Source organism: Nostoc sp. (assembly GCF_036917095.1).
Lineage (GTDB): Bacteria > Cyanobacteriota > Cyanobacteriia > Cyanobacteriales > Nostocaceae > Nostoc.
Map to the genome: position 1 here is coordinate 417,943 of NZ_JBALFH010000044.1, position 23,271 is coordinate 441,213.

The window sequence follows — 23,271 nt, forward strand, 5'->3', positions numbered from 1 at the left end:
AGTCAAATTATACGGGAACAAATCTTTTTTGTCTAAAGCCCAATAATAGTGTTAATCATTGAAAGTGTTGTACTTAAAGTTGAAAGAAATTTATGAGTAACGAAAATCCAAATAATAGGCTCAATAAAGAGAAAGTTAAAAAAGCGGCGCAGCATCCCAATCGACCGGGAGAAAAATGCCAAGCAAAGCCTAACCAATATATACCCATCATCAATCAGAATAAGTGCGAAGGGAAACGAGACTGCGTAGAGGTTTGCCCTTACGACGTTTTTGAGGTGAGGCAAATTGACGATCAAGATTTCAACAAACTATCGTTTTTTGGAAAGCTGAAAAGCCGCGCTCATGGAAGAATTACAGCTTACACACCGCACGCCGATATGTGTTTGGCTTGCGGATTGTGTGTCGTTGCGTGTCCTGAAAAAGCAATTACCTTAACGAAAGTGATTTCTTAGCGATATAGGTTTTATCCATTTTCTTTAAGATGGGGTGGGATCGGCAAAGACAGAGAATTTAGTTGCAGTAGTCTGAGACTATGAGTTATTGCCCGTTGGATTCTAGATTTTGAAAAGCATATATTCTGAGTGACGCTAGTTACTATAGTTACAACTGGTAAGCTACTCTCTTCCCAGCCCAAGATTACCAATCTCCTTATGAAAAACACTATTACAATTACCGATTCCCTAGTTCCTAATGCTGTACCGAAACCAGCAATCATTCGGCTAGAAAACATTTTCAAGATTTATGGTAGTGGCGAAACAGAAGTACGAGCGCTAAATGAAGTCAACCTAATTGTGGAACAGGGCGAATATTGTGCAATCATGGGCCCCTCAGGTTCTGGTAAATCCACAGCCATGAATATTATCGGTTGTCTCGACCGTCCCACAAGGGGACATTATTATTTAGATAACCTCGATGTAGCTCAAATGGACGATCGCTCATTAGCACACATCCGTAATAAAAAGCTGGGGTTTGTGTTTCAACAATTCCACCTATTGCCCCAACTAACAGCCCTAGAAAATGTGATGCTGCCAATGGTGTATGCTAGCGTGAACCCAAAAGAAAGAAGCGATCGCGCAACAGAAGCACTGACGCGAGTAGGTTTAGCAAATCGTCTCAACAACAAACCAACTCAACTATCTGGTGGACAACAACAACGAGTAGCGATCGCGCGGGCGATCGTTAATCGTCCCGTGGTACTCTTAGCCGATGAACCTACAGGCGCACTTGATTCGCGCACAACCCAAGAAGTCTTAGATATTTTTACCGAACTCAATGCTAGTGGAATTACCGTTGTCATGGTAACCCATGAGCCAGAAGTTGCTCGTCAAACCCAGCGCATCGTTTGGTTCCGTGATGGTCAAGTAGTACACTCCAATCTCACACCATCTGACTTGAGTCAGTTGGCTGTCTCATAGATTATTAAAGTCCGCCTACTGCTTGGCAGAACTCGCAAGATAGGCGAACTTTGTTTGTGTAGCCAAGACTTTTAAGAATGCGAATTAAATAACATCCAAATATCGTTTTTAACCTCACCCCGCTTTTTATTTTTGTTAAAAGCGGGGTGAGGTTTTGTACTTTATTAAATCCGCATTCCCTAGTCCCCAGTCCCGATTACAAACTTGACGTTTTTCCAGTTTCTGCTTGCGTTTCAATCGGCTTAACATCGGTGTAACCAACTTCACCAGATATTGTCCGAAACACCGAAATTTGCTCGTCAAAATCTAATTTTTCAATCTGGGAAACCAGATCGGTAATTGCCTTAGTTGGTTGATAGGTACTTGGTAAGTCAACCACCTTATCCCCCATAGCTACTGCCCAAGCATACCAAACTAACAGCTGGTTGTTTTCTTTTATCGCCCCATAAGCACGGGAATATTCTGTATCTTTGCGGTTAACTATATCCCGCATAATATCTAGTTGCTGCTCATCTGACAACTCAAAATAATCTCCTAGCAGAAGTGGTGCTAACTCAGGTTCGGCAGCAGCAGGAGCAGCTGGTGTGATAGAATCACCCATTTTTTTATAAACTAAATAGAACCAGGCTAATTTTGCATCGGTATCTAAATTGTTAAACGCATCTACCAAATTTTGAGATTCATTGCTCTGGGCTTGAGAAATATCTTTATCGTAACTTGCAGTCATAATTTTATTTCCAAAGAAATTTTACACGCCAGACTAAGGCTTACCAAAGTTTGAGCATCAGATTCTACTATCAAGAGAAAGAGTTATATTAATTGCAAATTTCAGGTTTAATCTATCTTTTAATAGAGGTAAAGCCTCTCCTAAGGGAGCAAGGAAAGAACTAATTACTTTGCTATGCTCTTTTAAGTAAGCAATAAAAAATTTAAACTAAGGATTTTAATTATGCCTGATGAAGTAAAGCCCAATGTTAATGAAGCTCCCACCCATGATGCCCAATTAGCTGCTGAAAACATAGCTAGTGGTGAAGAAAAAGCGCCAAACGTCGATTTTGATGCTGATTATGCAACTGCGCAACAATTCAGCGTTAGTGAAGTCGATCGCACAGGTAAAGGCGCAGCAGCAGCCGAAGCAGCCACTGCACCTGACTATAAAACCTCTAAACCAGTAGAGACAAAAACTGAAGCGCAGTCAACTGGTAATCCTGATGATTATGTAGAGTTAGCAAAGGAAGTTGGGAATTCTAACACTGAGGGTGTAACTAATGTCAGTGATGATTTAGTAGAACAAGCTTTGGAAAAGGGCGAACGGAAAAATTAACTTTTCGTGAGATTTTGCTATTTTGTCGGGTGGGCATTGATATATGGCCCACCCTACTCTTTTGGTCAATCGTTAATAGTCGTTAATAGTTAGGATTTTCACTATTAATAAAGAGTTTTTGGTATATATCTTGCTCCTTCTGGGCGAAAGAAACTAATGATAAGCTATTCTACATTTAACTTGCATAATTAGGGCGGGCAAGATGCCCACCCCACAAGAGTTATATTAATTTTGAATAAGCAAACTAGATGTGGTTTAGCTTATCAGACTTATTTAAACCACGCCCCCAAGGGACATGGTTTGTTTTGGACTAATGACTCTCGCGTTGCGGTTTGATTAATTAACAACCATTCATCACTTCTAGTAATTCGCTAGGCCGCTGAATTAAATAATCTGGTTCTTGCTTGGCTAGTACTTCCGGTGAGTTAAAGCCCCAAGCCACTGCAATCACTTGGATATTTGCTTTTCTTGATGCTTCTATATCTCTAGTTTCATCTCCGACATAAATAACTTCTTGAGGCTTGAGTTGATTTTGCTTCAAGACATTATTGATTATGGTTGTTTTACCAAAAATTGTAATTCCTGAGTAGATAAAATCAAACAGGTGATTTAAACCGTTAATGGTAAGGAATTGCGTAACATTGTCTTTAGAATTAGAAGTGATGATGCCCAGTTTATATCCTTTAGCTTGGAGTTCCATTAATGCTTCTTTAATTCCCGGAATTGGCTTTAATTCTGGGATTTTGTTTTTTAATTCCCCTTTAACTTTTTTAACTAGAAAAGGTATCTTAAATAGAGAAACTCCTGAGTACTTAATAATTTCCCTAGATGTTAAGTTTTTAAGTAGGGCTAATTGCTCTGGGCTTATTTGTCTATAACCAAAGTCTACAGCTAGACGATTGGCAATACTTACAAGGGCATCTACCGTATCAGCAATTGTGCCGTCAAAATCAAAAATAATTACTTTCGGGGTCATTCTTTGGCCTGGATGCGTCAAGATTAGCTAGGGCGTTGCGTCGTAACATGTCTGGCTTAATCCGCCGCAAGGCAGATGCTGTAAATCGTTTATCCCATTCACGCTCTGAGATTTGGGCTAATTCTACCAGCTGTGGAGCAATATTGGCAGGATTTGGCTGAAACTCTTCAATATCAGTTGTGCTGGCAAAACGTTGATTCCAAGGACAAACATCTTGGCAAATATCACAACCAGCAACCCAGCCTTGTAAATGGGGTGTTATTGTCTCTGGCAATTTTTCTGCCCGATTTTCAATTGTATGATAAGCAATGCAGCGATTAGCATCCACAACAAAAGGCTGAGTAATTGCACCCGTAGGACAAGCCTGAAGACAACGAGTACAGCTACCGCAGTGTTCTGTATGCGGGCGATCGCTCTCTAATTCTAAATTGGTCAACACTTCTCCCAAAAATACCCATGAGCCATATTCTCGTGTAATTACATTACCATTTTTGGCAATCCAACCAATTCCGGCAAGTTGAGCCAACACTTTATCTTGCACCGGGCCAGTGTCTGCATAATAACGAGCTAAGACACCTTCATCAAGTGATTTTAGCCATGTGGCAAGCTGCTTGAGTTTTTTATGCATTACCTTGTGATAATCCCTTCCCCAACCATAACGAGAAATTTTGGCGTATTCCTCGCCTGCGGGACGTTGATGTGGTGTGTAGTAATTTAGTGCCACACACACTAGCGATCGCGCTTCTGGCATTACTAAGCGGATATCATGACGTTTTGGGTTAGCCATCCATTCCATATCGGCGTGATAACCCAGTTCAATCCATGCTTGCAACCTCTGCGCTTCTATAGCATCTACCCTATCTACAGCAGCAATTCCAACTTTGTGAAAGCCCAACTCGCTGGCTTTCTCTTTCACTAAACTGCTGCTTGTTACACAATACTGATTCATTTTTTTATCTGGATTTTGCCTCAATTAAGGCATCTTTATTCTACATTACGTAGTCAATGCTTTATTAACATTTGTTGCTTCTGTGAATCCCCGTCTCTTTAGAGCAGGGAGTGTCAAAATAGTATTTCCACGCTGATGAATTAAAGGAGACTGTGACCACTACATTACACTGGCAGGAACGGGTTGGTAATCAAAGGGATTGGATATGGCGCGGCTGGCAAACGCGCTACACTTACATTCGCCCTAGTCAAAATCACCACAAATCAATACCTCTGATATTGCTACATGGCTTTGGCGCTTCTATTGGTCATTGGCGACATAATTTAGCAGTGTTGGGCGAGCATCATACAGTTTACGCCATCGATATGCTGGGTTTTGGCGCTTCTGAAAAAGCCGCAGCTAATTACAGCATCGAACTCTGGGTTGAGCAGGTTTACGATTTCTGGAAAACATTTATCCGCGAACCAGCGATATTAATAGGCAATTCCAACGGTTCGCTGATTTCTATGGCCGCCGCCGCCACTCACCCCGATATGGTGCTGGGTATGGTGATGATGAGTTTACCCGACCCTTCACTAGAGCAAGAAGCAATTCCGCCTGTGCTGCAACCAGTTGTCAGAGCAATTAAAAATATTGTCGCTTCGCCGTTGATACTTAAACCTGTATTTAACTTCGTGCGCCGTCCAGGGGTGCTGCGTCGCTGGGCAAGTCTGGCCTACGCTAACTCAGAGGCAATTACCGATGAACTCATAGAAATTTTAGCCGGGCCTCCCCAAGATAGAGGTTCTGCCAGAGCTTTTAGTGCTTTGTTCAAAGCTGCGATTGGAATTAACTTTAGTCCCAGTGTCAAGACAGTATTACCAACCTTAACAATTCCGATGTTGTTAATTTGGGGACAAAAAGATCGGTTTGTTCCGCCAGCCCTTGCTAGTCAATTTGCCCAGTACAACGAGAAATTAGAAGTGCTGAATTTGGAGAATGTAGGGCATTGTCCCCATGATGAATGTCCAGAACAAGTCAACCAAGCTATTTTAGATTGGATTGAGAAATGGGTTGGCGATCGCAAACCGTTGGTTATTCCTTAAATGTTATAGTTTCAGTGCGATGGGGTAAGCAGTGCGATCGCCACACTTGAATTTTTTAATTTTTAATTTCTTAACACCTAGCCAATCGTGGCTTGGTTAGTGTCAACATCTGTAGCCCCATTCACAGAATTGGCTACAGAAACCATTTTGTTGAGAATTTCTTGACTGGGAACTTTACCTTTCAATACTACAGTGGTGCCTGTCTGAGCAACCCAAAGGGTATCAACATCATCGAGTTGGGGATCTTCATCAAATGCCAACGCTACCCGCTTTGCTAAACCACTTTGGTCGTATTCTCCATTTAATCCCACACGTTCTGGTGGTGTCGATTGCGTAGCACTAGGCGCAACGTTAGCATTGGGAGCTTCGGGTATTGCCTGTGCAGTCGGATTTACTTCCGCATTTGGAGGTTTTTCCATTCCAAATAATCTTTGTAACCAACCCATAAAAACTTTTCTCCTATTAGAGGCTTATCAAATCTGAGTATAAAGGGTTTACAAAACCACCGCATCTGCCAATAAAAAGATATGCATTCAATAAATCCAAGCTTGCAGTATGATTTCTGCCCAATTTATCTCTAGGAATGCAATGAGTGCAACTATTAAGTTTAAAATAGAAGGTCGCACTGAAAATTTAGTGCGGTAGCACGTCTAGCGTAGCCGTTAGCGAGTGTCTGCGTTACTCAAATTCCTGCTCTAGCCTCTGTTGGCGAAGATGAAACATACCCTTTCAGTTCTCGTAGAAGATGAGGCGGGTGTTCTTTCCCGCATTTCTAGTTTATTTGCGCGTCGTGGCTTTAATATCGAAAGCCTTGCTGTTGGCCCTGCTGAACAAGGAGGAGTCTCCCGAATTACAATGGTTGTACCTGGTGACGATCGCGTCATCGAGCAACTCACCAAGCAACTGTACAAGTTAGTCAATGTCCTTAAAGTACAGGACATTACCGAAACTCCTTGCGTCGAGCGAGAATTGATGCTTTTGAAGGTGAATGCTACTAGCAGCAATCGCTCAGAAGTGATCGAACTGTCTCAGATTTTCCGGGCGCGAGTCGTGGATGTGGCGGAAGATTCTCTTACCTTAGAAGTTGTGGGAGATCCAGGTAAAATGGTTGCGATCGTGCAGGTGTTGCAAAAATTTGGTTTGAGAGAAATCGCCCGCACTGGCAAAGTTGCTCTGACTCGTGAATCGGGTGTGAATACCGAGTTACTCAAGTCTTTGGAAGCAAAAGTTTAGTTGGGAACTTAAATAAAGGGTTGTAAATAATCTACTTGTGGGGGCGAACATCCGTGCGCCCTCAATCTGTTTTGCATCCATAGACGCGTATCAGCGAGCGAGTTGAGCGAGTTTCCTGTTTTACAGCTATTTTCAGATAAATAGACCACGCGGTAGGGGCGCAAGGCCTTGCGCCCCTACTAGTAACATATATGTCTTTCTATATGCACAAGATGATAATGGGCTTTTGTTGCGAACCCGATTGCATATCTATGCCATAAGATAGCTGCTTTTTTAATGTATATAGGATTTGAAAGTTGAATAAAAGTATCTATAGCATAGCAATAAGTTAAAAACTACAGATAATAGATTTTGTGACTTACTGATAAACGCTTGTATGTTCAGGCAGTGCTTCCAGAACAAATATGTTGAACAGAAACACCTATAGGAAAATCTGGAATGTCTGCTGGAATCCTCAGAACAAACTTTAAAAGCGGCTTTTTCTAAGTTGGTACTACTAAGTGTATTTTCATAAATAACTTTATATATTTTGGCATCTTAATTTGTTTTAACACTAGCAAATTCTGTTAATAACGATTTATGTACAACTATAATTTACTACGATCGCAGCGATCCCCAATTACCTTACTTCAGTAAGATGTCCGCTCGCTACCTCAACCGTTATTATATTTATTAAATGGAAATTCTAGTTTACGTAATGAGGTAAGTAATGGCAATTAAACTGAAAGTCCCGGATATTAAAGGTGATGACTGCGCCCAAAAAATAACTAAATCTATTCAGACTATGGTATCTGATGCCAAAGTAGATGTAGACGTTAATGCAAAAACCGTAACTGTAGATGGTGCGGCTTCGGAAGAGACAATTAAACAGATAGTTCAATCTGCTGGTTATACTATAGAGGGCTATTAATTACATTTCTAAATTTCTTAGGATATTTAGAAATGTAATTTAGCCAGCACAATTGCTTAATCAGAATATATTCGCCCGTTTTCCGGGCGGAATATTATTAACAAATTACTCTACTTGAGCAAGAATATCTTTCTGCTATGAAATACTTGGCTTTCTGCTTTCCTTATAAGCTGTAACAGATACAGCTAAAAAGTGTAGAAATTTGAAAGTATTGCTGTATATTTATTTGCTCTAACAAAATTGTTAAATTTTCCAGTAGCCATTTTCAAGAACGAATTAACATTGGGTCATAAATTTGACACTCTTGAACCCCATAATTGCTCAGTATAGAGCTAGCGCGTTCGAGTTCATTGTCTGTGCCACTAACGATGAGTATGTAATTACCTTGCTCAATTTGCTCGTTGTAAAAACGTGCCCACTCATCTGCTATTCCTAGCCTCATAGCGTCAAAGCGATCGCTTAAATTAACGCCTGTTGACCCTTTGAACTGGGAGAAGTCTTTACAAATTAAAGAAATCTGGTTTACTGGCAAACCTGCGACATATATATCGTTAATTGCCGCTTCCACATTATTTATGTCATTAAAGTCACTAATAGCATACTTGATCAGAATTCCACTTTTATTAGGAATGGCAGTAGCAGAAGTAGTTGTGGACAGATAATTTGTAGTTCCATACTCACTGTTGAAATGTTCGTAAATGCCAAACTCTTCAATACCCCAACGCTGTAAAATTGCTTCTACTTGAGCAATTTCAGCAGATGTACAATCCACGATTATTAAATAGTGTCCATACTCTACTCGCTCGTTATATGTTTTAGCTTGCTCCTCCGACATTCCCCAACCAACTAATGCACCAGCAAAAGTCCCAGTTGCAGCACCAATACTTGCACCTACAAGGGTTGTAACCAAAGCAGTTGCGGCTGCACCAGCCAGCATAATTGGCCCAACTCCAGGGATTGCTAAAGTACCAAGACCTACTAATAAACCAGTCAACCCACCAACAGCGCCCCCTGAAAGCCCTCCTACAGTTGCACCTTCGTCAGCTTTATCACCAGTGCGCTCTTTAGTTTCATTATCGACAATCTCATGATTGCGGTCTGCATTCTGTACAACTACAGATACTCTCTCCATCGCCAAGCCTGAATCTCTCAACTCATGTAATGCCTGTTCTGCATCTCTACGATGGCTAAATACACCTATAGCACGTTGATATTGATTTAAAACCATTATTACTCCTTAGTAGGGGAAAATTAATCGCCGACAAATTTAGTAGTTGAGTACTTATAATATTAAATACGAGTTTGTTTAACTGAAAATCATCCTAAGTAATAAAATATATTTGCAAACGCTGCGATCGCTACCCCTAAAACTCAACTAACTGCCTTTTTGCACAAGCAATCCCCCACTGCGGAAATTTTGCAGCAACGTCTTAATAAGTATGAGAAGCGGGGAGTTATCCTCCCAGCACAAAAGCAAAAAGTCGAAACCTGGATTATATTTTAAAATCACCGAGTTTAAAACAAAGTTAGAGAAAGAGTAGGTTAGTATCTGGAAAACCTCTCTCTAAATCTCTCTCCTAAAAGGAGAGAGACTTTGAATTTTCCCCCTTCCCGCGACGAGTTGGGGGTTAGGGGGTTAGGTTTTTTGTGTGCTTTTCCACATAACGTGAAAAGTCAGACGCATTAACAAGGCCGCCAACGCATTAACAAGGCCGTCTCCGCATTAACAATGCAAGCCAACGCATTAACAAGGCCGCCGCCGCATTAACAAGGCCGCCGCCGCATTAACAATGCAAGCCGACGCATTAACAATGCAAGCCAACGCATTAACAATGCAAGCCGACGCATTAACAATGCAAGCCAACGCATTAGTTTTGTAACCGTCTCCATAAAAATCCTTTGACGCAGACAGCATCAATTCTCGCTAATTACTGCTGTAACTCAACCTGCTAAAGAAATCAGGAAGTGCGATCGCTAATTTTGTAGACTACGTTAGCTCCAAAATCTAAAATGAGATTACTTTAGATATATCAGTAAATTCAATCCTGGAATTGTGCGCGAAAGTGTCCACAAAACTAGGGTGATGTAAATTACACCCAAACTCCATTGATACCAAGCAAGTGCAGAGATTATACCTGGTAAGTGTTCGTCTCGCAGGCGGATGTCGTTAAATCCTAATTTAACTAAGTTGTTGAGGCTAAAATCATAGTAGTTGAGCCAGTTCCAACGGCGATCGCTTTGGAGAGGCATATATCGTTCGCGAAATGTCTGATTCCTTGGGATCGTTGGCAAACGTCCAATCAACAATCGTAGCTGGCGAAATGTGCCGTCTTCTGTGAAGTAAGAAACATTCATTAAATCGTGATAACGACCTTGTTGGTAAAGTCGGATTAATAAAGCCACTGGCACGGGGACAATAATTATTAAAAGACACCCCAATGTCAGCCAAGGTTGTTGAGCATTGCGAAAGATGGCTAGTAAACTCAAGAATTCTAAAACGCTAAAACTGACTAATATCGAAATGGTTTCGTAAGATGTGGGAATAATTGGTACGGGATGCAGCCGCCGATAGCGATCCACTAGCCAAAATAATAAACCGAAATAAGCGATCGCTAATCCTCCCACACCAAACACTAACCAAAAATTTGTACCATAGCCACTCAACAACAACAGTACACTCAACGCCAACCAACTCCAAGCTTGCAGTAACCATCCACCTATAGACAGGGTTTCGCCAACAATTAAGCGATCGCTCAGTTGTGTATATTTTTCTAAATCGATATCTGCTAAGGTGAGTAACTCACTGCTTTTGTGAAAAGATTTTACCAGACGGCGCTGGGCGATCGCTTCGGCTTGAGTTGCAGAAAAACCCAGGTTAATCAAACTTGCAACGGAGGCACTATTAATATTTGTAGCCGTCAAACGGCGGCTCATTTCTACTAATCGCAGTCGTTGTTTTGTGTATTCCAGTTCATTAGCATCGGCAACTTGTTGTTGCTGACGAAAATTTTGCCCCAAATTCCGCAATATGTTCTCATTACCTTGCAATGTAGGGATGCAGAACATCTTACCAATCTGACCAGGATTACCTAAAATTTTTGCTTGGTTAGAGTTAAAAGTTAAACCAGGTACGCTTAAACAAGCTTCTGTCGAAAACATCGCATCGCTAAAATCTGCTTGGTTAAGAATGTTCGCACCTTGCATATTTACCAATTGGTTAAACTCTGTTTCCCGGAAGCTCACAGCTTGCTCAAATGTTGCTTCTGTTAAAAGGAGGAACTGATTAAAACTCGCTTTAGTAAACTGGACTTGATTGGCAAAGCGCACATCAGAAAAATCAGCATTTTCTTGCCACTGCACGCTATTGAATTTAGCCAACTGTTTAAAATTTGCTTCGTTGAAGTTGGCAGTTTTTTCAAAGATACTGTCTTGAAAATCAGCAGATTCCTGAAATTTGATTTTTTTAAAATTAGCTTTTTCAAAAAAAAGACTACCCTGAAAATTGCTTGGTTGCTGGAAGTTAGCACTGATAAAATTAACGGGACGAGCGAATCTGGTTTCAGTCCAGTTAGTGGGTTGGAGAAAAGTTGCACCTTGGGCATCCACAGACTGAAGAAAAAATGTATTGGAGAACTTCACTTCGCCATTGAAACGAGTTTGCACCAGTGTCAAAACACCACGAAAAACGGCGATTTCACTCGATGGAGTTGACTTTTTTCCTAAAAGCGATCGGCAATCTTTGGAGTTGGGTAAAGCGTAGATGCGGAGTAGCTTGTCGTCAGACATCGCTAGTGAATCCAAGCAAACGAAGCGCAAACGTTCTAGTTCTTGTTGTTCAGTAGTGGTGAAAATGGCAGCAATCGCTTGAGCATACAAGGGTGTTCTTAAACCCAAATCGCTGCCCACAAAATCACCCAAAATCAGAGCATAGCTGAGGTCTAAACCTAAAGATTTTGCATTTAATTCTTTTCGCAGCAGTTGGTAAAAAGCATCACGAAAGATGGCGTTTTCTGGACGCAAATCAATCACCATCTTCTGCAAATCTACGGTCAAATTGCCTTCGCGGAGTATGGGTGTGCGTAGTCGTTCTTGCAATAATTCCAGAGTTAAGAATGTGCGTTCTGGCTGCGTTGGCGCTGCCCAAGTAGGTAGGGGGAGGAAGAGGAGAAGAATTAAAAAAACGCAAAGGAACGCAGAGGAAAGCGCAGAGGAGCGCAGAAAAACTCCTCTATGTACCTTGGCGGAAGGCGAAGCGGCTATGCGTTTAAAAAATAATTTATGCAAATTGTTCGATCATTCGTCGCTAATCAGCAGAACAATTTTACCTGTCACAGACCCACTTTCAATTAGTTGGTGCGCCTTAGCCGCTTCTTTTAAAGGAAACTTGTGGCTAACATGGATTTTTAACTTGCCTTCATCGATCCAGGTGGCAGATTGTTCGAGAATTTCTGCATGATGCTGGAGACTGTCTTCCAATCCTAGCAACGCTGGTGCCAGCATTAATTCTAAACCAATGCGGAGATTGCGTAGTCTAGCAGTTTTCCAAACAGTATTGGCATCTGGTTCGAGAATCGTCACAATATCGCCATACACTCGCACTGCGGGGAAGGTTTTGTGAAAGGTTTCGCCGCCTACGGTATCAAAAGCCAAGTCTACGCCTTCGCCGCCAGTCCAATCTAATGCTGCTTGTACAAAGTCTGTTTGTTTGTAAAAAATTACATTATCGGCACCGAGTTCTTTGACAAAATTAGCTTTTTCCTCAGAACCCACTGTGGTAGAAACAGTAGCACCTTTGAGTTTCGCCAATTGAATTGCTACATGCCCGACACCACCAGCACCCGCATGAATCAAAACCCGTTCCCCAGGTTCCAATCGTCCCCGTTCATATAAAGCTTCCCAAGCGGTGATTAACGCCAAAGGCGCTGCTGCTGCTTCGGCAAAGGAGATAGAGGCAGGTTTCCGTGCCACAAACCGCTCATCCACAACGGTATATTCAGCATAATTACCTTGGTGTGCGCCCAAGCCACCATAGCAAAAATATACTTCATCGCCTGGGCGAAAACGCTGAACGCTAGCACCCACCGCTTCCACAATACCTGCACCATCGCATCCTAAAATTGTCGGCGTGCGATCGGGGTAGAAAGTGCCTCGGCTACGAAGTTTAGTGTCAATTGGGTTAATCCCAGCCGCCACCAAACGCACTAAAAGTTCAGTATTCCCTACAGGAACAGCAGGGTTTGGCACTTCCTGTACTTGCAGAACTTCGGGACTGCCAGCTGCTGTCATCAAGACTGCTTTCACAACTCTTTCCTCCTGGCTTTAGATGCACGTTCATTTGCAACTTTAGCGTAAGAGGGGGGATACAAAGTTATGTCTGAGGGAAAACTGCGTAGGCGTAGCCCGTCTTAGACATTGCCTTAAGGTTATAATAAATGTACATTTAAATGTACACTTATTGATATGCCAAAGTACCTAACCGTTACGGAAGCTCGACGACAACTATTAGAGTTGCCGAATGAGTTGAAAGATGAGCCAGTTATCATCACCAAGCATGGTAAGCCAGTAATGGCAGCACTTAGCTTTGAACAATTTGAATCTTTGTTAGAAACTCTGGCAATCTTATCCGATCGGGAGTTTGCCCATCAGCTACAGGAGAGTATAAGCCAAGGAGAACGGCAAGAAACCATTAGCTGGAAGGAAGCAAAAGCCAAACTTGGACTCTGATATACCACAACCCGTTAACACAGAGTATGAAATTGAACTGACGGCACTAGCTTTAGAAATGTTGGCTGGTGTTAAGGATCGGCGTCATCAGAAATCTTTGAGCGATAGAATAGACAAACTCAAAACAGATCCAGAAAAGCAGGGAAAACCTCTAGTTGAGAAGCTTAAGGGATATCGCAGTGTCAGGGCTGTCGGTCAACGCTACAGAATTATTTATAAAGTAGAACTAGAGAAAGTTGTGGTTTTAGTAGTTGGGGTAGGACTACGGGAAGAGGGTGACAAAGGGGATATTTATACACTCTTGCAGAGATTCTTGGAGGAATGAATAATGCTTGATGAAGGATCGTCCCTATCTCATTCTTGAAAAGGAAAAAACCGCGAAACATTATAATGCTTCGCGGTGTTCAGTGTGGTGTGAGGAGTTTAACTATATATCATGATAAAATACCTGCCCAATAACAACGCACTCGTAACAATTTTGGTAACAGACTTTTTTTGCAATGTTGATGTCATTTAGGTTTTTAATAACCAGCTTGTGCTTAACAAACGTGCTATTCATTCGGGTATTGAGAAGGAAAAATATATATTACTATTCTCAAGATATTTTATGCAGAGACGCAATTTTACTCGCATCTCTACAGCGTCTTTCCATGACTTTTATTCAGCGTTCACAAATTCCAAATATCCACTACTAAGTTCTTTCACCGCCAAGTCATAAAATTGCTTACCGTGTTCAGGCGTTGCTAAAGCCGGATTTGATCCCATACGTCCATCTGGATAACGCACTCGAAAGTCAGCAGCGCTATAAATCCGATGTCCGCTTGCAACTTCTGGTGAAAGATATGCTTGCTTAATCGCATTTGGATAAACGTACTGGGTGAGTGCTACTTCACTTGGCGTTGCATGAGAACCTTCTCGATCCCCATATAATTCTTTAGCTAGCTTATATACCGAACCGCACATAAACCAGTTTGCCACTTGACATTGCACATGTTGAGCATTAGGAATTTGCAAATCTTCTAAATGCGCGTAAGTTTCGGAAAAAGCAGCTTTCAGGGTTGCGATATTACCGCCATGTCCGTTAATAAAGTAGAACTTGCTAAAACCAGCTTTGGCTAAACAAGTTACATAATCTCGCACTACTTGAATTAAAGTGCTGGGGCGCAGACTGATTGAGCCAGGAAAAGCAGTATGATGCAGTGCCATGCCCACATTGATTGTAGGGCCAACGATCGCACCAGTTGCATCACCCACACCAGATGCGATCGCTTCTGCACAAATGGCATCAGTGCCAATTAACCCCGTTGGCCCGTGTTGTTCTGTGGAACCAATAGGGAAAATAATCCCCTTTGACTGCTGTAAATAAGCTTCGACTTCTTGCCAAGTACTTAAATGCAGTAACATTTTTGATGATTTTCCTCAATAAAATTGCGGTGGGACGAAACCTTTCTCTGCTAAACTCCCACTACCATGATTATGAACTCTCTAGATTTTCTGTGGTGGCGACGCTATGAAATTCCATCATCTCTGGCAAACTTTTATCGGATTAACTGGAATATTTTTGCTCGTCAACAGTATTTATAGCCCTTCTGCTATGGCGGGACGCTATGTTTTCAATCAAACGCCTCAAAGAATCGAGCGCTATTTTGGCCGTTATATTACCAAACAAACCAATGGCGATACCGTTAGCTATACCTATGCTCCACAAAGCTTTCGGCGGCTATTTCGTCAGTTTCCTAAAAGCAATTTCTCGATCGTCTTTGTGAACAATCAGGTTAAATATATCAAGCTAAATTTCAACGGTGATTTTTCTCAATACCAAGGAAGTTATAATTACGATCGAGCTGAGGCAGCAAAATTTTACAACTATATTTTTAGTTATCAGCCATCAATCTGGCAGAAACTTTCTGACAAATTTGGAGGGAATGAGACTATTTATTTCTATGAATATTGTTTAGGCGATGGAGTGGCAACAAGTTTCGAGAGATATGGATATAAGCAATTTACCGATTCTGCCACTTTATCCTATGACACTCGCTGCGAACCCCCTTATAGTAGAAATCAGAATTGAGTTTTGAGACGTTAGTATTGTGGATCGTCAACTAAACAACGGGGATCAATCTTTTCTGTTGACTAATCAAAGTAATAATGTTTTTTCACGTCCTTTGTAATTTCCCATGTGCAGGACATGCCAGCAGGAAAAGTCACCAAATCGCCTTTACCCATTTGCACTGGCTGTCCACCATCAGGAGTAACAAGAACATCACCTTCCAAAAAGTAGCAAGTTTCTTGAGAATCATAAGTCCAAGGAAATTTTGAGACTTCCTTTTGCCAAATTCCCCATTTAGAGACACCTAATTCATTGAGGCGTTCTTCCTTGGGTTGATGCTCAATTTTAATTTCCATATTGTGTTTTATCTAGTTATGTTCAGCAGTAGGATTGAATATCTTCTCCACACTGATCTACTAGATAACACAAAGCGCGAAAACGCAAGTAGACAAGTTCGTTATAAAGCGGATTAAGTTTGCACATTGGCGGAATATGCCCTATTTTGCGACCAAAAAGCATAATATCGCGTTCAAATGGACATTGGGCAGGAATAAGTTTAGCAATAAGTTTGGCTAATTTACGATTCTGAATGTCAATTTTATCCACCCATTGACGTAATGGTTGCAGTAAATCTAATTTAGGTCTAGCAAATTGCTTTTTACTACCTTTTTGATTCTTTTCTTCTAAAGGGCTAACAAAAGCAGGCAGAAAAATACGCTGATTAATTGTTTTAAGCATAGTAGTAGGCAAGGTTTTCCTTGTGTAGATGAACTATTTGCCGATTGGGAATATTAACATGTAATCTGTTAAGCAATTTGCATTATGCTTGTAAATTTAGGCAGTAAAAGAAGCACAAGGCAAATAATTTACATGCATCTTTGGGGGGAAATTGTTTAACTAATTGTTATTTAACCCCACCAAATCAGGAAGAACTGTCCCGTTAAATACAAAATAACAAAGAAAATATAAAAATGGCATTTCTTTAACTTATGGATTGCTAATATCCGAGATAGCAATCTTATATATTAGATATAAATGCCTGGTTCTAAAACTGCCTAGTATCTATAGATGGACTTTGGGTAAGAAAATAACAGTTTAGCTCTAACTCCATATAGACTTCGCTAGGATTAGCCTCTAATATCTAGCGATTTTAGGCTATTAAATATCTAGTAATTTGTCTGGTATGTTACACTAGCTAGCCTAGATATTATCTAATAAGTAGCAAGAAACTCTTTGATAAGTCCAAGCTAATATACTTAGAACTTATACCATTTACAAGAATATTTTGCAATAAATGCATCGCGTGTAAGGACGTAGAGCACTATGCCCCTAGCAATATAGCAGTTCTCACTTGGGCGCAATACAGTCTGAACCTCATCCCGTATTTGAGGTCTGCAAATACTCCCCTCTCATTACTAAGGAGACGGGTTAGGGGTGAGGTTTAAAAAAGTAGTTTATGCAAAGGAGAACCGTTACATATATATCAGATATTTTGTGAAATGGTTTAATTACAAAAAAATGGTATAATAACAAAAATCTTATTTCTTAAAATACCTCAAGCCGTAACGATCTTGATATTTGCTGATATACTCTACATTCTGTTGCTCTAATTTTGACAGCAATTTAGGTGGAAATGCTTTTGGTGAATATATAGGGCGATACCAAGGTTGCTTATTAAAGTAATCTTGTATTTCAGGAGTATCAAAACGGCGACCGTGACTAGCAAAAATCGAATTTCGCATAACATCTAGTTCAAAACCGTCTTTCCCATCCAAATCTGTATCAGTTACAAGTCTTTGGGAAAGCCAGAAATAAGTGCTGACAGCCGTGGTAGCATCTGGCGATATTGTATTTACCGAAGATGTAGATTGAGTTGGAAATGGGGTGGCTGGTATAAATTTAGGAGTTTCTATCACGGGGCTTGTGCCAGTTGACGGCGTTTGTGAAGGTAATACCGTTTTGTCTGCTGTAGATTGAGAAGATTTTGGTAACACTTGGCTAATAATCACAGATGCACCGATTAGCCCACCTGCAATCAAACTGCCGATGAGGATATTATTCTGACTATTACTTTGAGGGGTAGGCTGTGGTTTGACAGGCACTGTTTGAGGTGGCGGTGCAGAGACTACAGTCGGTTGAGTTAAGAGGGGTTGCGTCGGTGGAATTGGATTTGCTATGCTCTGCAAAGTATCCAGCATTGCTCTAGCTGTAGGATAGCGATCGCGCGGATGATATGCGATCGCTTTATCAATCACTCCTGCCATAATTGGGCTAACATGACTCGCGTACTGTCGCCACACAATTTCACCCGTCTGGGAATCCGTTTGTAGTTGTTGCGCCTGTTTACCAGTCAGCAAATAAATTACCGTCATTCCTAAACTGTATAAATCACTCGAATAAACTGGTCTACCTGCGGCTTGTTCGCTAGGCATATAGCCAGGTGTACCAATCACAATCGAACTGGTAGGATTGCCTTGAGAATTTACTACTGTTCCCATCGACTCCCGGATAGCGCCAAAATCAATTAGCACAGGTTTACCGTCCCGATGACGCACAATAATGTTATCCGGTTTAATATCGCGGTGAACGATATGCTTAGAGTGAACGTAATCCAGGACAGGTAATAAATTCATGAATAATTCCTGAACAGCGGCTTCACTAAATAGCCCTTGCTTTTGAACTTTTCCAGTTAGGGTATCGCCTTCAATCCACTCCTGAACTAAGTAAAATTGCCCACCTGAAGAGAAATAGGCATACAATGCTGGAATTTGGTCATTTGCGCCACCGAGTTCTTCTAGAATAGCTGCTTCGCGTTGAAACCTCTCTTGCACTAACTGGTAAATTTGGGGATTGTTGTGAATCGGTCTTAGCTGTTTAACCACACAACGGCGCTTTGAGGGCATATAGGTGTCTTCAGCTAGATAGGTTTCACCAAACCCACCAGCGCCCAGTGTGCGGATAACTTGATAGCGATCGTTCAGCAGCTGTATTGTCATGGGAGATTAGAAGCAATATTCATAAGATAGTTTTCCCAAAACTACCTTCATTTCAAATCTAGTAAACCTTCTTCTTTCAATTTCGGATTGAAGCGAATTTGCATTTGCAAACCACGCACTTCTAATAATTGCGTTGAAATTTCTGCTTCTACTCGCCGCGCCACATTTTTAAGAATTTTTATTTGTGCTAATTCATCATTAGCTGGATGTTGATATTTTGCCTGTTCTTCAGGTGTCATTACGACTTTGACATCAATGGGATGAGTCCATTTTTCCTTTTGATCCCCATTTCCCCAAGGGACACTGCCATTTTCAGCAATCCAAGCATTTTCAGTATTTTCTAAAATTGTGCGACTAGGGCGTTCAATAGTTTGAACTTTGACCCAATAGCATTGCTGTGGCTGACGGACTAAATGCTGCTTGAGGCTGAGATAAACATCACGAGAGTATCCTACAAATTGCAGCACTTTTTCTTGGTCAAAGATAGCATAGACACCGATTTTACCCTGAAATTGTTCGGGTAATTGGCCGCGATCGTCAATGTAAGGAATGTATTCTAGGGCTGCCAAAGAAGAAAGATTCGTTTCAAGAGCCATACATCAAATATTAAACTTACTATTTGCTTTCAAAATTGCTAACTAGGGAAAAAATATCTTTAAAATTATCCGTTATCCACTTTTTGGTAAATTGCACAAAGCCGACTGGGTTTAAAAATCTTAGCACTAAACATGAAATTTGGTGGTACGTTGATAATGGCGTATTCATCAGATTCATGATACTTTTCAAATTGTGCTGGCATTCCTTTCGTGGTAGTTAAGCTGTAAGGAACTGGTTGGAAAAGTAATTCTGTAAATTTAACTTGCTCGCACTGTAACTGTTGACGAATTTGGTTTAAGAAAGCCTCGCTGGTCAATAAATTGAATAGAGTTTCTTGAGCTTGTGCTTCGAGAGTGAAACTGCTATCAAAGTTCTGGACGATTTTAAGGGACATTTTCTGTATAGGTAGCTATTAACGACTAAGTGATGTATGGGATAGGCAAGAATCCAAAAGTGCTGACAACGAAGCCTGCCTTTTCGTGCAGATGAGCTTTCTGAAAAATTACCACTTTAAGATCAGCCTATTGGATTGTGTGACTTCTGTCAGCCACAGGAGGAAGCTAGCGTGATTAAGAATCGTGAAGTTTAGCAGATTTCTAAGGATAGATGATTTTTCCTTAAGGTTGTGCTGACAAACTTCAGATATTGTCCTAAAGCGATAGCCTATGGTGGGCTGCGCCTACGCACTTATCACACTAGCCCCCACCTTCCCTAAAAACGATTCTCACACAACAAAAATGAGTGGATAATCGTGATATAAACCACAACTATCCACTCAAAGTTTTGTAAATCGGGTTCACTAGAAAAACCCAAGTAGATTATTGAAACTTGGTAAACTTCAAACCAATTAACGTGACTCAGTTCCTTGATTGGGGCTACCTGCTACAGAATCATTTTCTGGTGCTTCTGGTGTAGCAGTGGGTTTAGCATCGCTCTTTTCATTATCGCCAGTTTTGCGCTTACTTTCGTCAACAGTGGTTTCGTAATTACCAGAAGCGGGTGTATCTTCTTGGCTACCAGCTTTTTGTGGTTCAGACATTATTACATTCCTAATAATTTTATTGTTGCTATCATCTTAAGAAGATTAGGAGTGGAAGTGCATCTATCCAGATATAGTTATGGCTGATTTCTACCTCTATCGAAAGTATTGTTTAGTACTACTCATGTATACTGAAAAAAATCCAGAAATGTAGAGTTTTTTAAGCTTACAGCGCTTTCTATGGTTAAGGGAGGTTTATTTTTGCCTGCCTGTACTAGGTGAATAATATGATGCGATCGTTGTGATACAAACTAATCATTGTGTAATTAATGAATCAGAGCAATCTATCGTTACCATCTGGGTGTATGCTTCGCAAGGCAACCTCTGGGGATCAGTGGTCGATTCGATTGCTGGTGTTTTCAGCGAAACTCGACCCAACCCAGTTAAATTGGCAGCAATTTTGGGTAGTTGAATGCGATACCTACGGCAGGCATTGCCTACGCAATCTGGTAGCTTGTGGACAGCTACGTAATTTCTCAGGCGCACAAGAACTTGGCAGTTTGGTCGTTGCATCAGCTTGGAGAGGTCGCGGTTTGGGTACTTTGCTAACCCAGCATTTGATTAATACAGCAACGCAACCACTTTATCTTGAATGTTTAGGTGAACGATTGGCGCAGTTTTACAGTCGCTTTGACTTTGTGCCAATATCTTTTGAAGACTTACCACAATTCCCCAAAACAAAAGGCAAGTCTACGCTCAAGGAGAAATTCAGATTCTCGCAATTAGCTAAAAGGCTGTTCAGAGTTCCTGTGGTGTTTATGAAACATCGAGATAATTCGTAATTCGTAATTAAAATATGCAGGAAAAGGCTTGATACAAGCTGTTTTCAACCTTTTACTTTCGCCTATTCCCCACTCCCCATTTTTAAATCTGAGGTTTAGCAAAAATCGTTAGCAACACAGGCCCTAGTAAATAGTGGTGATTCAAACACAATAACCCAGCCGAGGAGCCAAGAAGTTGACGTTGATTAGGGCTGTAGAATCTAATCCCAAGGGGAGAGACTGGCAATAATTGAGGTTCTGTCTCTTTTATGAAGGTAAAATCAACCAAGTAGAAGCGTCCACCGGGAGAAAGTACCCGTGCTATCTCACTAACCACCTGTTTAGGTTCCAAATAATGCAAAAAGCTGATAGTGCTGAAAACAGCATCAAATTGACCATCAGCAAAGGGAAGAGACTCAGCTTTACCCTCGACATAAATTAAACGTGGACGGTGGCGGTTGCTCTGTCTGGCTACCCGCAACATATTAGCAGATAAATCCAATCCGATCGCTTGCATGTCGGGAAACTGAGTAGCAAGACGCTCAAGTAAGCGTCCAGTACCACAGCCGATATCAAGTGCATTTGCTGACTCTGGTAAATCGACGTACTCCAGCAACCGTTTGTGAATGGCTCGATAAAACACTGAAGGAAAGAGCCAGTCGTAACTTGGTGCCCATCGGTCAAAAAGGAACTTTTTGTTACTAAAAAAGTCATTAGTCATTAGTTTTCGCAGCTTCCCTGAAGCTTGATGCTTTTTTTGGGTAAGTTTAGCTGCGCCTCCAAGAAGTGGGTTATAGCTTTGCAGTCTGGCAGCATCTAGCCTAGCGTTTGGCTACTTATGCTCGCCTTGGTAAATCATCCGGAATTTTGGCAATTGAATCTGTAGTTAACAGTATAGCTAGAGACTCATTCTATCTCTGTAGAGAAGCAAATAACGAGCAATAAGTGCATAAAACTATAGAACCTAACCGTATCTATTTATAGAGGTTCAAATACAACAAACTCAATCTAGCTTGAAATTATTAAGGTGAAAAATTATGACAAGTTTTACTCAAACCCGGTTACACAACGATTTACTGCATCCAGTCCGCGAGTGGTTGGAAACGATAGAAATTCATAACTCCAAATTAGCTCATTTCCTGTGCAAAGCTATTCCTGCTCAGTGTCCCTTTGAGCGAGACATCAAGCTGTTTGGCCGGAAGCTATTTCACATTCCTCCGATGTGTAAATTAAATCCCCTATACGAAGAAGTGGTTGGTTTGCGTTTTAAAGCGCTCTGTTATCTTGCCGATGAATGCGGTGAAGATGTCACAGTCTATTGCTAATAGCCAGTTGAATCCTTGTTCGATCGAGCCGCCATCGGTAATTGCAGACTTACGGTTGTTACTTACTCAGGTTTATACTAAGCTAACGTACACCTAATTAGATGTTTGGCTATTAAGTAGCCGACACCTCGCGAAAGTGTTTTCAGACCGTATTGTTGCTTACCGTATCCTGCTGAAATCATTAACATCATCATGACGCACATCTTACTGGTTGAAGATGAAGTCAAACTGGCACAATTTATCGAATTGCAATTGAATTATGAAGGCTATCAAGTCAGTATTGCCTACGATGGATTAACTGCACTCACCGCAGCGCGTGAGTTACATCTGGATTTAGTAATTTTAGACTGGATGTTGCCCGGTTTATCGGGGTTGGAAATTTGCCGCCGCCTGCGAAGTATTGCTGAGAAAGTGCCGATAATCTTATTAACCGTCAAAGATGAAGTGAGCGATCGCATTGCAGGCTTAGACGCTGTTGCTGATGATTATCTCGTTAAACCCTTCAGCGTTGATGAATTATTAGCCAGAGTTAGCGATCGCTTGCGAAGAAGCCAGCAAGTAGACGGGGCAGATGTTTTAGAATTTAAAGACCTAACTTTAAATCGTCGCACGCGGCAAGTGTTCCGAGATCGGAGGTTAATTGAGTTAACTGCTAAGGAATTTGATTTACTAGAATATTTACTGGCCCATCCGCGACAGGTAATTACCTGCGATCGCATTTTAGAAGAAGTCTGGGGTTACGGCTTCATGGGTGATGCCAACATCATCGAAGCTTACATTCGTTACCTGCGGCTGAAACTTGAAGCCAATAACGAAAAGTGCCTTATTCAAACTGTGAGTGGTGTCGGTTACACATTGCATGATTGAATTTGGGACGGGGCATTGAA

27 protein-coding genes are annotated in these 23,271 nt (G+C 41.2%); 12 read left to right on the forward strand and 15 right to left on the reverse strand.

What is annotated here, in order from left to right; translation table 11 throughout:
• Nucleotides 1-92 precede the first annotated feature (92 nt).
• Both V7L01_RS26355 and V7L01_RS26360 read left to right on the forward strand, forming a co-directional pair.
• Entirely contained in the window at nt 93-452 is a 360-nt protein-coding gene (locus V7L01_RS26355; RefSeq protein ID WP_335040038.1) for an ATP-binding protein, read from the forward strand.
• Nucleotides 453-650: 198 nt separating this feature from the next.
• Nucleotides 651-1,415 carry an ABC transporter ATP-binding protein gene (locus tag V7L01_RS26360; RefSeq protein ID WP_335040040.1) on the forward strand — a complete coding sequence of 255 codons (765 nt, stop codon included), beginning with the start codon at nt 651-653 and terminating at the stop codon, nt 1,413-1,415.
• Nucleotides 1,416-1,611: 196 nt separating this feature from the next.
• On the opposite strand, the gene V7L01_RS26365 is transcribed toward V7L01_RS26360, so the two are convergent.
• Nucleotides 1,612-2,142 (reverse strand): orange carotenoid protein N-terminal domain-containing protein, encoded by a 531-nt coding sequence (locus tag V7L01_RS26365; RefSeq protein ID WP_335040042.1) that lies wholly within the window; start codon nt 2,140-2,142, stop codon nt 1,612-1,614.
• 222 nt (nt 2,143-2,364) lie between these two features.
• Here V7L01_RS26365 and V7L01_RS26370 point away from each other — a divergent pair, with 222 nt between their 5' ends.
• Nucleotides 2,365-2,739: a hypothetical protein gene (locus tag V7L01_RS26370; protein WP_335040044.1), complete on the forward strand. Its 375-nt coding sequence runs from the start codon at nt 2,365-2,367 to the stop codon at nt 2,737-2,739.
• A 340-nt stretch (nt 2,740-3,079) separates the two neighbouring features.
• Here the strand turns inward: V7L01_RS26370 and V7L01_RS26375 are convergent, their stop codons facing one another.
• Entirely contained in the window at nt 3,080-3,715 is a 636-nt protein-coding gene (locus tag V7L01_RS26375) for an HAD-IA family hydrolase (RefSeq protein ID WP_335040046.1), read from the reverse strand.
• Nucleotides 3,690-4,664, reverse strand: coding sequence for a tRNA epoxyqueuosine(34) reductase QueG (gene queG / locus V7L01_RS26380; RefSeq protein ID WP_335040049.1), 975 nt, complete (start codon nt 4,662-4,664; stop codon nt 3,690-3,692). The genes V7L01_RS26375 and queG overlap by 26 nt, the downstream gene beginning before the upstream one ends.
• 152 nt (nt 4,665-4,816) lie before the next feature.
• Between queG and V7L01_RS26385 the strand changes: the two genes are divergently transcribed.
• A complete protein-coding gene (locus V7L01_RS26385) occupies nt 4,817-5,749 on the forward strand; it encodes an alpha/beta fold hydrolase (RefSeq protein ID WP_335040051.1) in 933 nt (310 codons plus the stop codon).
• Nucleotides 5,750-5,826: 77 nt separating this feature from the next.
• Here V7L01_RS26385 and V7L01_RS26390 read toward each other — a convergent pair whose 3' ends face one another.
• Nucleotides 5,827-6,195 carry a BON domain-containing protein gene (locus V7L01_RS26390; RefSeq protein WP_335040053.1) on the reverse strand — a complete coding sequence of 123 codons (369 nt, stop codon included), beginning with the start codon at nt 6,193-6,195 and terminating at the stop codon, nt 5,827-5,829.
• Between the two features lie 268 nt (nt 6,196-6,463).
• Between V7L01_RS26390 and ilvN the strand changes: the two genes are divergently transcribed.
• Together ilvN and V7L01_RS26400 are read left to right on the forward strand one after the other, a co-directional pair.
• The gene (ilvN, locus tag V7L01_RS26395) at nt 6,464-6,982 is read left to right on the forward strand and encodes an acetolactate synthase small subunit (protein WP_335040055.1); all 519 of its coding nucleotides are present in this window, start codon (nt 6,464-6,466) and stop codon (nt 6,980-6,982) included.
• 709 nt (nt 6,983-7,691) lie between these two features.
• Entirely contained in the window at nt 7,692-7,892 is a 201-nt protein-coding gene (locus V7L01_RS26400) for a heavy-metal-associated domain-containing protein (RefSeq protein ID WP_335040057.1), read from the forward strand.
• A gap of 265 nt (nt 7,893-8,157) precedes the next feature.
• On the opposite strand, the gene V7L01_RS26405 is transcribed toward V7L01_RS26400, so the two are convergent.
• The 3 genes from V7L01_RS26405 to V7L01_RS26415 all read right to left on the reverse strand — a co-directional run bounded on the left by V7L01_RS26405 (nt 8,158) and on the right by V7L01_RS26415 (nt 13,193).
• Complete coding sequence (locus tag V7L01_RS26405; RefSeq protein WP_335040059.1) at nt 8,158-9,120, reverse strand: general stress protein; 963 nt, start codon at nt 9,118-9,120, stop codon at nt 8,158-8,160.
• 788 nt (nt 9,121-9,908) lie between these two features.
• Nucleotides 9,909-12,176, reverse strand: a complete 2,268-nt coding sequence (locus V7L01_RS26410) for a pentapeptide repeat-containing protein (RefSeq protein ID WP_335040061.1) — start codon at nt 12,174-12,176, stop codon at nt 9,909-9,911.
• A gap of 9 nt (nt 12,177-12,185) precedes the next feature.
• Complete coding sequence (locus V7L01_RS26415; RefSeq protein ID WP_335040063.1) at nt 12,186-13,193, reverse strand: zinc-dependent alcohol dehydrogenase family protein; 1,008 nt, start codon at nt 13,191-13,193, stop codon at nt 12,186-12,188.
• 159 nt (nt 13,194-13,352) lie between these two features.
• Here V7L01_RS26415 and V7L01_RS26420 point away from each other — a divergent pair, with 159 nt between their 5' ends.
• Both V7L01_RS26420 and V7L01_RS26425 read left to right on the forward strand, forming a co-directional pair.
• Nucleotides 13,353-13,616, forward strand: coding sequence for a type II toxin-antitoxin system Phd/YefM family antitoxin (locus tag V7L01_RS26420; protein WP_335040065.1), 264 nt, complete (start codon nt 13,353-13,355; stop codon nt 13,614-13,616).
• Complete coding sequence (locus V7L01_RS26425; RefSeq protein ID WP_335040067.1) at nt 13,606-13,941, forward strand: type II toxin-antitoxin system RelE family toxin; 336 nt, start codon at nt 13,606-13,608, stop codon at nt 13,939-13,941. The genes V7L01_RS26420 and V7L01_RS26425 overlap by 11 nt, the downstream gene beginning before the upstream one ends.
• 332 nt (nt 13,942-14,273) lie before the next feature.
• Here V7L01_RS26425 and V7L01_RS26430 read toward each other — a convergent pair whose 3' ends face one another.
• The gene (locus V7L01_RS26430; RefSeq protein WP_335040069.1) at nt 14,274-15,020 is read right to left on the reverse strand and encodes a creatininase family protein; all 747 of its coding nucleotides are present in this window, start codon (nt 15,018-15,020) and stop codon (nt 14,274-14,276) included.
• A gap of 106 nt (nt 15,021-15,126) precedes the next feature.
• On the opposite strand from V7L01_RS26430, the gene V7L01_RS26435 reads away from it, so the two are divergent.
• Entirely contained in the window at nt 15,127-15,687 is a 561-nt protein-coding gene (locus V7L01_RS26435; RefSeq protein ID WP_335040071.1) for a hypothetical protein, read from the forward strand.
• Nucleotides 15,688-15,749: 62 nt separating this feature from the next.
• Here the strand turns inward: V7L01_RS26435 and V7L01_RS26440 are convergent, their stop codons facing one another.
• From V7L01_RS26440 to V7L01_RS26465, 6 genes are all read right to left on the reverse strand, one after another.
• Complete coding sequence (locus tag V7L01_RS26440; RefSeq protein WP_335040073.1) at nt 15,750-16,022, reverse strand: cupin domain-containing protein; 273 nt, start codon at nt 16,020-16,022, stop codon at nt 15,750-15,752.
• Between the two features lie 22 nt (nt 16,023-16,044).
• Nucleotides 16,045-16,404 (reverse strand): Mo-dependent nitrogenase C-terminal domain-containing protein, encoded by a 360-nt coding sequence (locus tag V7L01_RS26445; RefSeq protein ID WP_335040827.1) that lies wholly within the window; start codon nt 16,402-16,404, stop codon nt 16,045-16,047.
• Between the two features lie 800 nt (nt 16,405-17,204).
• On the reverse strand, nt 17,205-18,662 hold the full coding sequence (locus V7L01_RS26450; protein WP_335040075.1) for a protein kinase domain-containing protein: 1,458 nt from the start codon (nt 18,660-18,662) through the stop codon (nt 17,205-17,207).
• Nucleotides 18,663-18,709: 47 nt separating this feature from the next.
• Nucleotides 18,710-19,258 (reverse strand): GIY-YIG nuclease family protein, encoded by a 549-nt coding sequence (locus V7L01_RS26455; RefSeq protein ID WP_335040078.1) that lies wholly within the window; start codon nt 19,256-19,258, stop codon nt 18,710-18,712.
• Between the two features lie 65 nt (nt 19,259-19,323).
• Nucleotides 19,324-19,653, reverse strand: coding sequence for a hypothetical protein (locus tag V7L01_RS26460; protein ID WP_335040080.1), 330 nt, complete (start codon nt 19,651-19,653; stop codon nt 19,324-19,326).
• Nucleotides 19,654-20,106: 453 nt separating this feature from the next.
• The gene (locus tag V7L01_RS26465) at nt 20,107-20,298 is read right to left on the reverse strand and encodes a hypothetical protein (protein WP_335040082.1); all 192 of its coding nucleotides are present in this window, start codon (nt 20,296-20,298) and stop codon (nt 20,107-20,109) included.
• A gap of 269 nt (nt 20,299-20,567) precedes the next feature.
• Here V7L01_RS26465 and V7L01_RS26470 point away from each other — a divergent pair, with 269 nt between their 5' ends.
• Nucleotides 20,568-21,080: a GNAT family N-acetyltransferase gene (locus tag V7L01_RS26470; RefSeq protein ID WP_335040083.1), complete on the forward strand. Its 513-nt coding sequence runs from the start codon at nt 20,568-20,570 to the stop codon at nt 21,078-21,080.
• Between the two features lie 82 nt (nt 21,081-21,162).
• On the opposite strand, the gene V7L01_RS26475 is transcribed toward V7L01_RS26470, so the two are convergent.
• Nucleotides 21,163-21,780, reverse strand: a complete 618-nt coding sequence (locus V7L01_RS26475; RefSeq protein ID WP_335040084.1) for a class I SAM-dependent methyltransferase — start codon at nt 21,778-21,780, stop codon at nt 21,163-21,165.
• Nucleotides 21,781-22,096: 316 nt separating this feature from the next.
• On the opposite strand from V7L01_RS26475, the gene V7L01_RS26480 reads away from it, so the two are divergent.
• Together V7L01_RS26480 and V7L01_RS26485 are read left to right on the forward strand one after the other, a co-directional pair.
• A complete protein-coding gene (locus V7L01_RS26480) occupies nt 22,097-22,384 on the forward strand; it encodes a Mo-dependent nitrogenase C-terminal domain-containing protein (protein ID WP_335040086.1) in 288 nt (95 codons plus the stop codon).
• A 192-nt stretch (nt 22,385-22,576) separates the two neighbouring features.
• Nucleotides 22,577-23,251 carry a response regulator transcription factor gene (locus V7L01_RS26485; protein WP_335040089.1) on the forward strand — a complete coding sequence of 225 codons (675 nt, stop codon included), beginning with the start codon at nt 22,577-22,579 and terminating at the stop codon, nt 23,249-23,251.
• The last annotated feature ends 20 nt before the right edge of the window (nt 23,252-23,271 follow it).

What these genes read in the sequence shown, in the direction of transcription:
- V7L01_RS26470 (WP_335040083.1), top strand. Translation starts at nt 20,568, where the DNA reads ATGAATCAGAGCAATCTATCGTTACCATCTGGGTGTATGCTTCGCAAG.
- V7L01_RS26480 (WP_335040086.1), top strand. Translation starts at nt 22,097, where the DNA reads ATGACAAGTTTTACTCAAACCCGGTTACACAACGATTTACTGCATCCA.
- V7L01_RS26360 (WP_335040040.1), top strand. Translation starts at nt 651, where the DNA reads ATGAAAAACACTATTACAATTACCGATTCCCTAGTTCCTAATGCTGTA.
- V7L01_RS26390 (WP_335040053.1), bottom strand. Translation starts at nt 6,195, where the DNA reads ATGGGTTGGTTACAAAGATTATTTGGAATGGAAAAACCTCCAAATGCG.
- V7L01_RS26420 (WP_335040065.1), top strand. Translation starts at nt 13,353, where the DNA reads ATGCCAAAGTACCTAACCGTTACGGAAGCTCGACGACAACTATTAGAG.
- queG (WP_335040049.1), bottom strand. Translation starts at nt 4,664, where the DNA reads ATGAATCAGTATTGTGTAACAAGCAGCAGTTTAGTGAAAGAGAAAGCC.
- V7L01_RS26355 (WP_335040038.1), top strand. Translation starts at nt 93, where the DNA reads ATGAGTAACGAAAATCCAAATAATAGGCTCAATAAAGAGAAAGTTAAA.
- V7L01_RS26370 (WP_335040044.1), top strand. Translation starts at nt 2,365, where the DNA reads ATGCCTGATGAAGTAAAGCCCAATGTTAATGAAGCTCCCACCCATGAT.
- V7L01_RS26450 (WP_335040075.1), bottom strand. Translation starts at nt 18,662, where the DNA reads ATGACAATACAGCTGCTGAACGATCGCTATCAAGTTATCCGCACACTG.
- ilvN (WP_335040055.1), top strand. Translation starts at nt 6,464, where the DNA reads ATGAAACATACCCTTTCAGTTCTCGTAGAAGATGAGGCGGGTGTTCTT.
- V7L01_RS26400 (WP_335040057.1), top strand. Translation starts at nt 7,692, where the DNA reads ATGGCAATTAAACTGAAAGTCCCGGATATTAAAGGTGATGACTGCGCC.
- V7L01_RS26405 (WP_335040059.1), bottom strand. Translation starts at nt 9,120, where the DNA reads ATGGTTTTAAATCAATATCAACGTGCTATAGGTGTATTTAGCCATCGT.
- V7L01_RS26460 (WP_335040080.1), bottom strand. Translation starts at nt 19,653, where the DNA reads ATGTCCCTTAAAATCGTCCAGAACTTTGATAGCAGTTTCACTCTCGAA.
- V7L01_RS26375 (WP_335040046.1), bottom strand. Translation starts at nt 3,715, where the DNA reads ATGACCCCGAAAGTAATTATTTTTGATTTTGACGGCACAATTGCTGAT.
- V7L01_RS26445 (WP_335040827.1), bottom strand. Translation starts at nt 16,404, where the DNA reads ATGCTTAAAACAATTAATCAGCGTATTTTTCTGCCTGCTTTTGTTAGC.
- V7L01_RS26365 (WP_335040042.1), bottom strand. Translation starts at nt 2,142, where the DNA reads ATGACTGCAAGTTACGATAAAGATATTTCTCAAGCCCAGAGCAATGAA.
- V7L01_RS26465 (WP_335040082.1), bottom strand. Translation starts at nt 20,298, where the DNA reads ATGTCTGAACCACAAAAAGCTGGTAGCCAAGAAGATACACCCGCTTCT.
- V7L01_RS26455 (WP_335040078.1), bottom strand. Translation starts at nt 19,258, where the DNA reads ATGGCTCTTGAAACGAATCTTTCTTCTTTGGCAGCCCTAGAATACATT.
- V7L01_RS26475 (WP_335040084.1), bottom strand. Translation starts at nt 21,780, where the DNA reads ATGACTAATGACTTTTTTAGTAACAAAAAGTTCCTTTTTGACCGATGG.
- V7L01_RS26435 (WP_335040071.1), top strand. Translation starts at nt 15,127, where the DNA reads ATGAAATTCCATCATCTCTGGCAAACTTTTATCGGATTAACTGGAATA.
- V7L01_RS26440 (WP_335040073.1), bottom strand. Translation starts at nt 16,022, where the DNA reads ATGGAAATTAAAATTGAGCATCAACCCAAGGAAGAACGCCTCAATGAA.
- V7L01_RS26430 (WP_335040069.1), bottom strand. Translation starts at nt 15,020, where the DNA reads ATGTTACTGCATTTAAGTACTTGGCAAGAAGTCGAAGCTTATTTACAG.
- V7L01_RS26485 (WP_335040089.1), top strand. Translation starts at nt 22,577, where the DNA reads ATGACGCACATCTTACTGGTTGAAGATGAAGTCAAACTGGCACAATTT.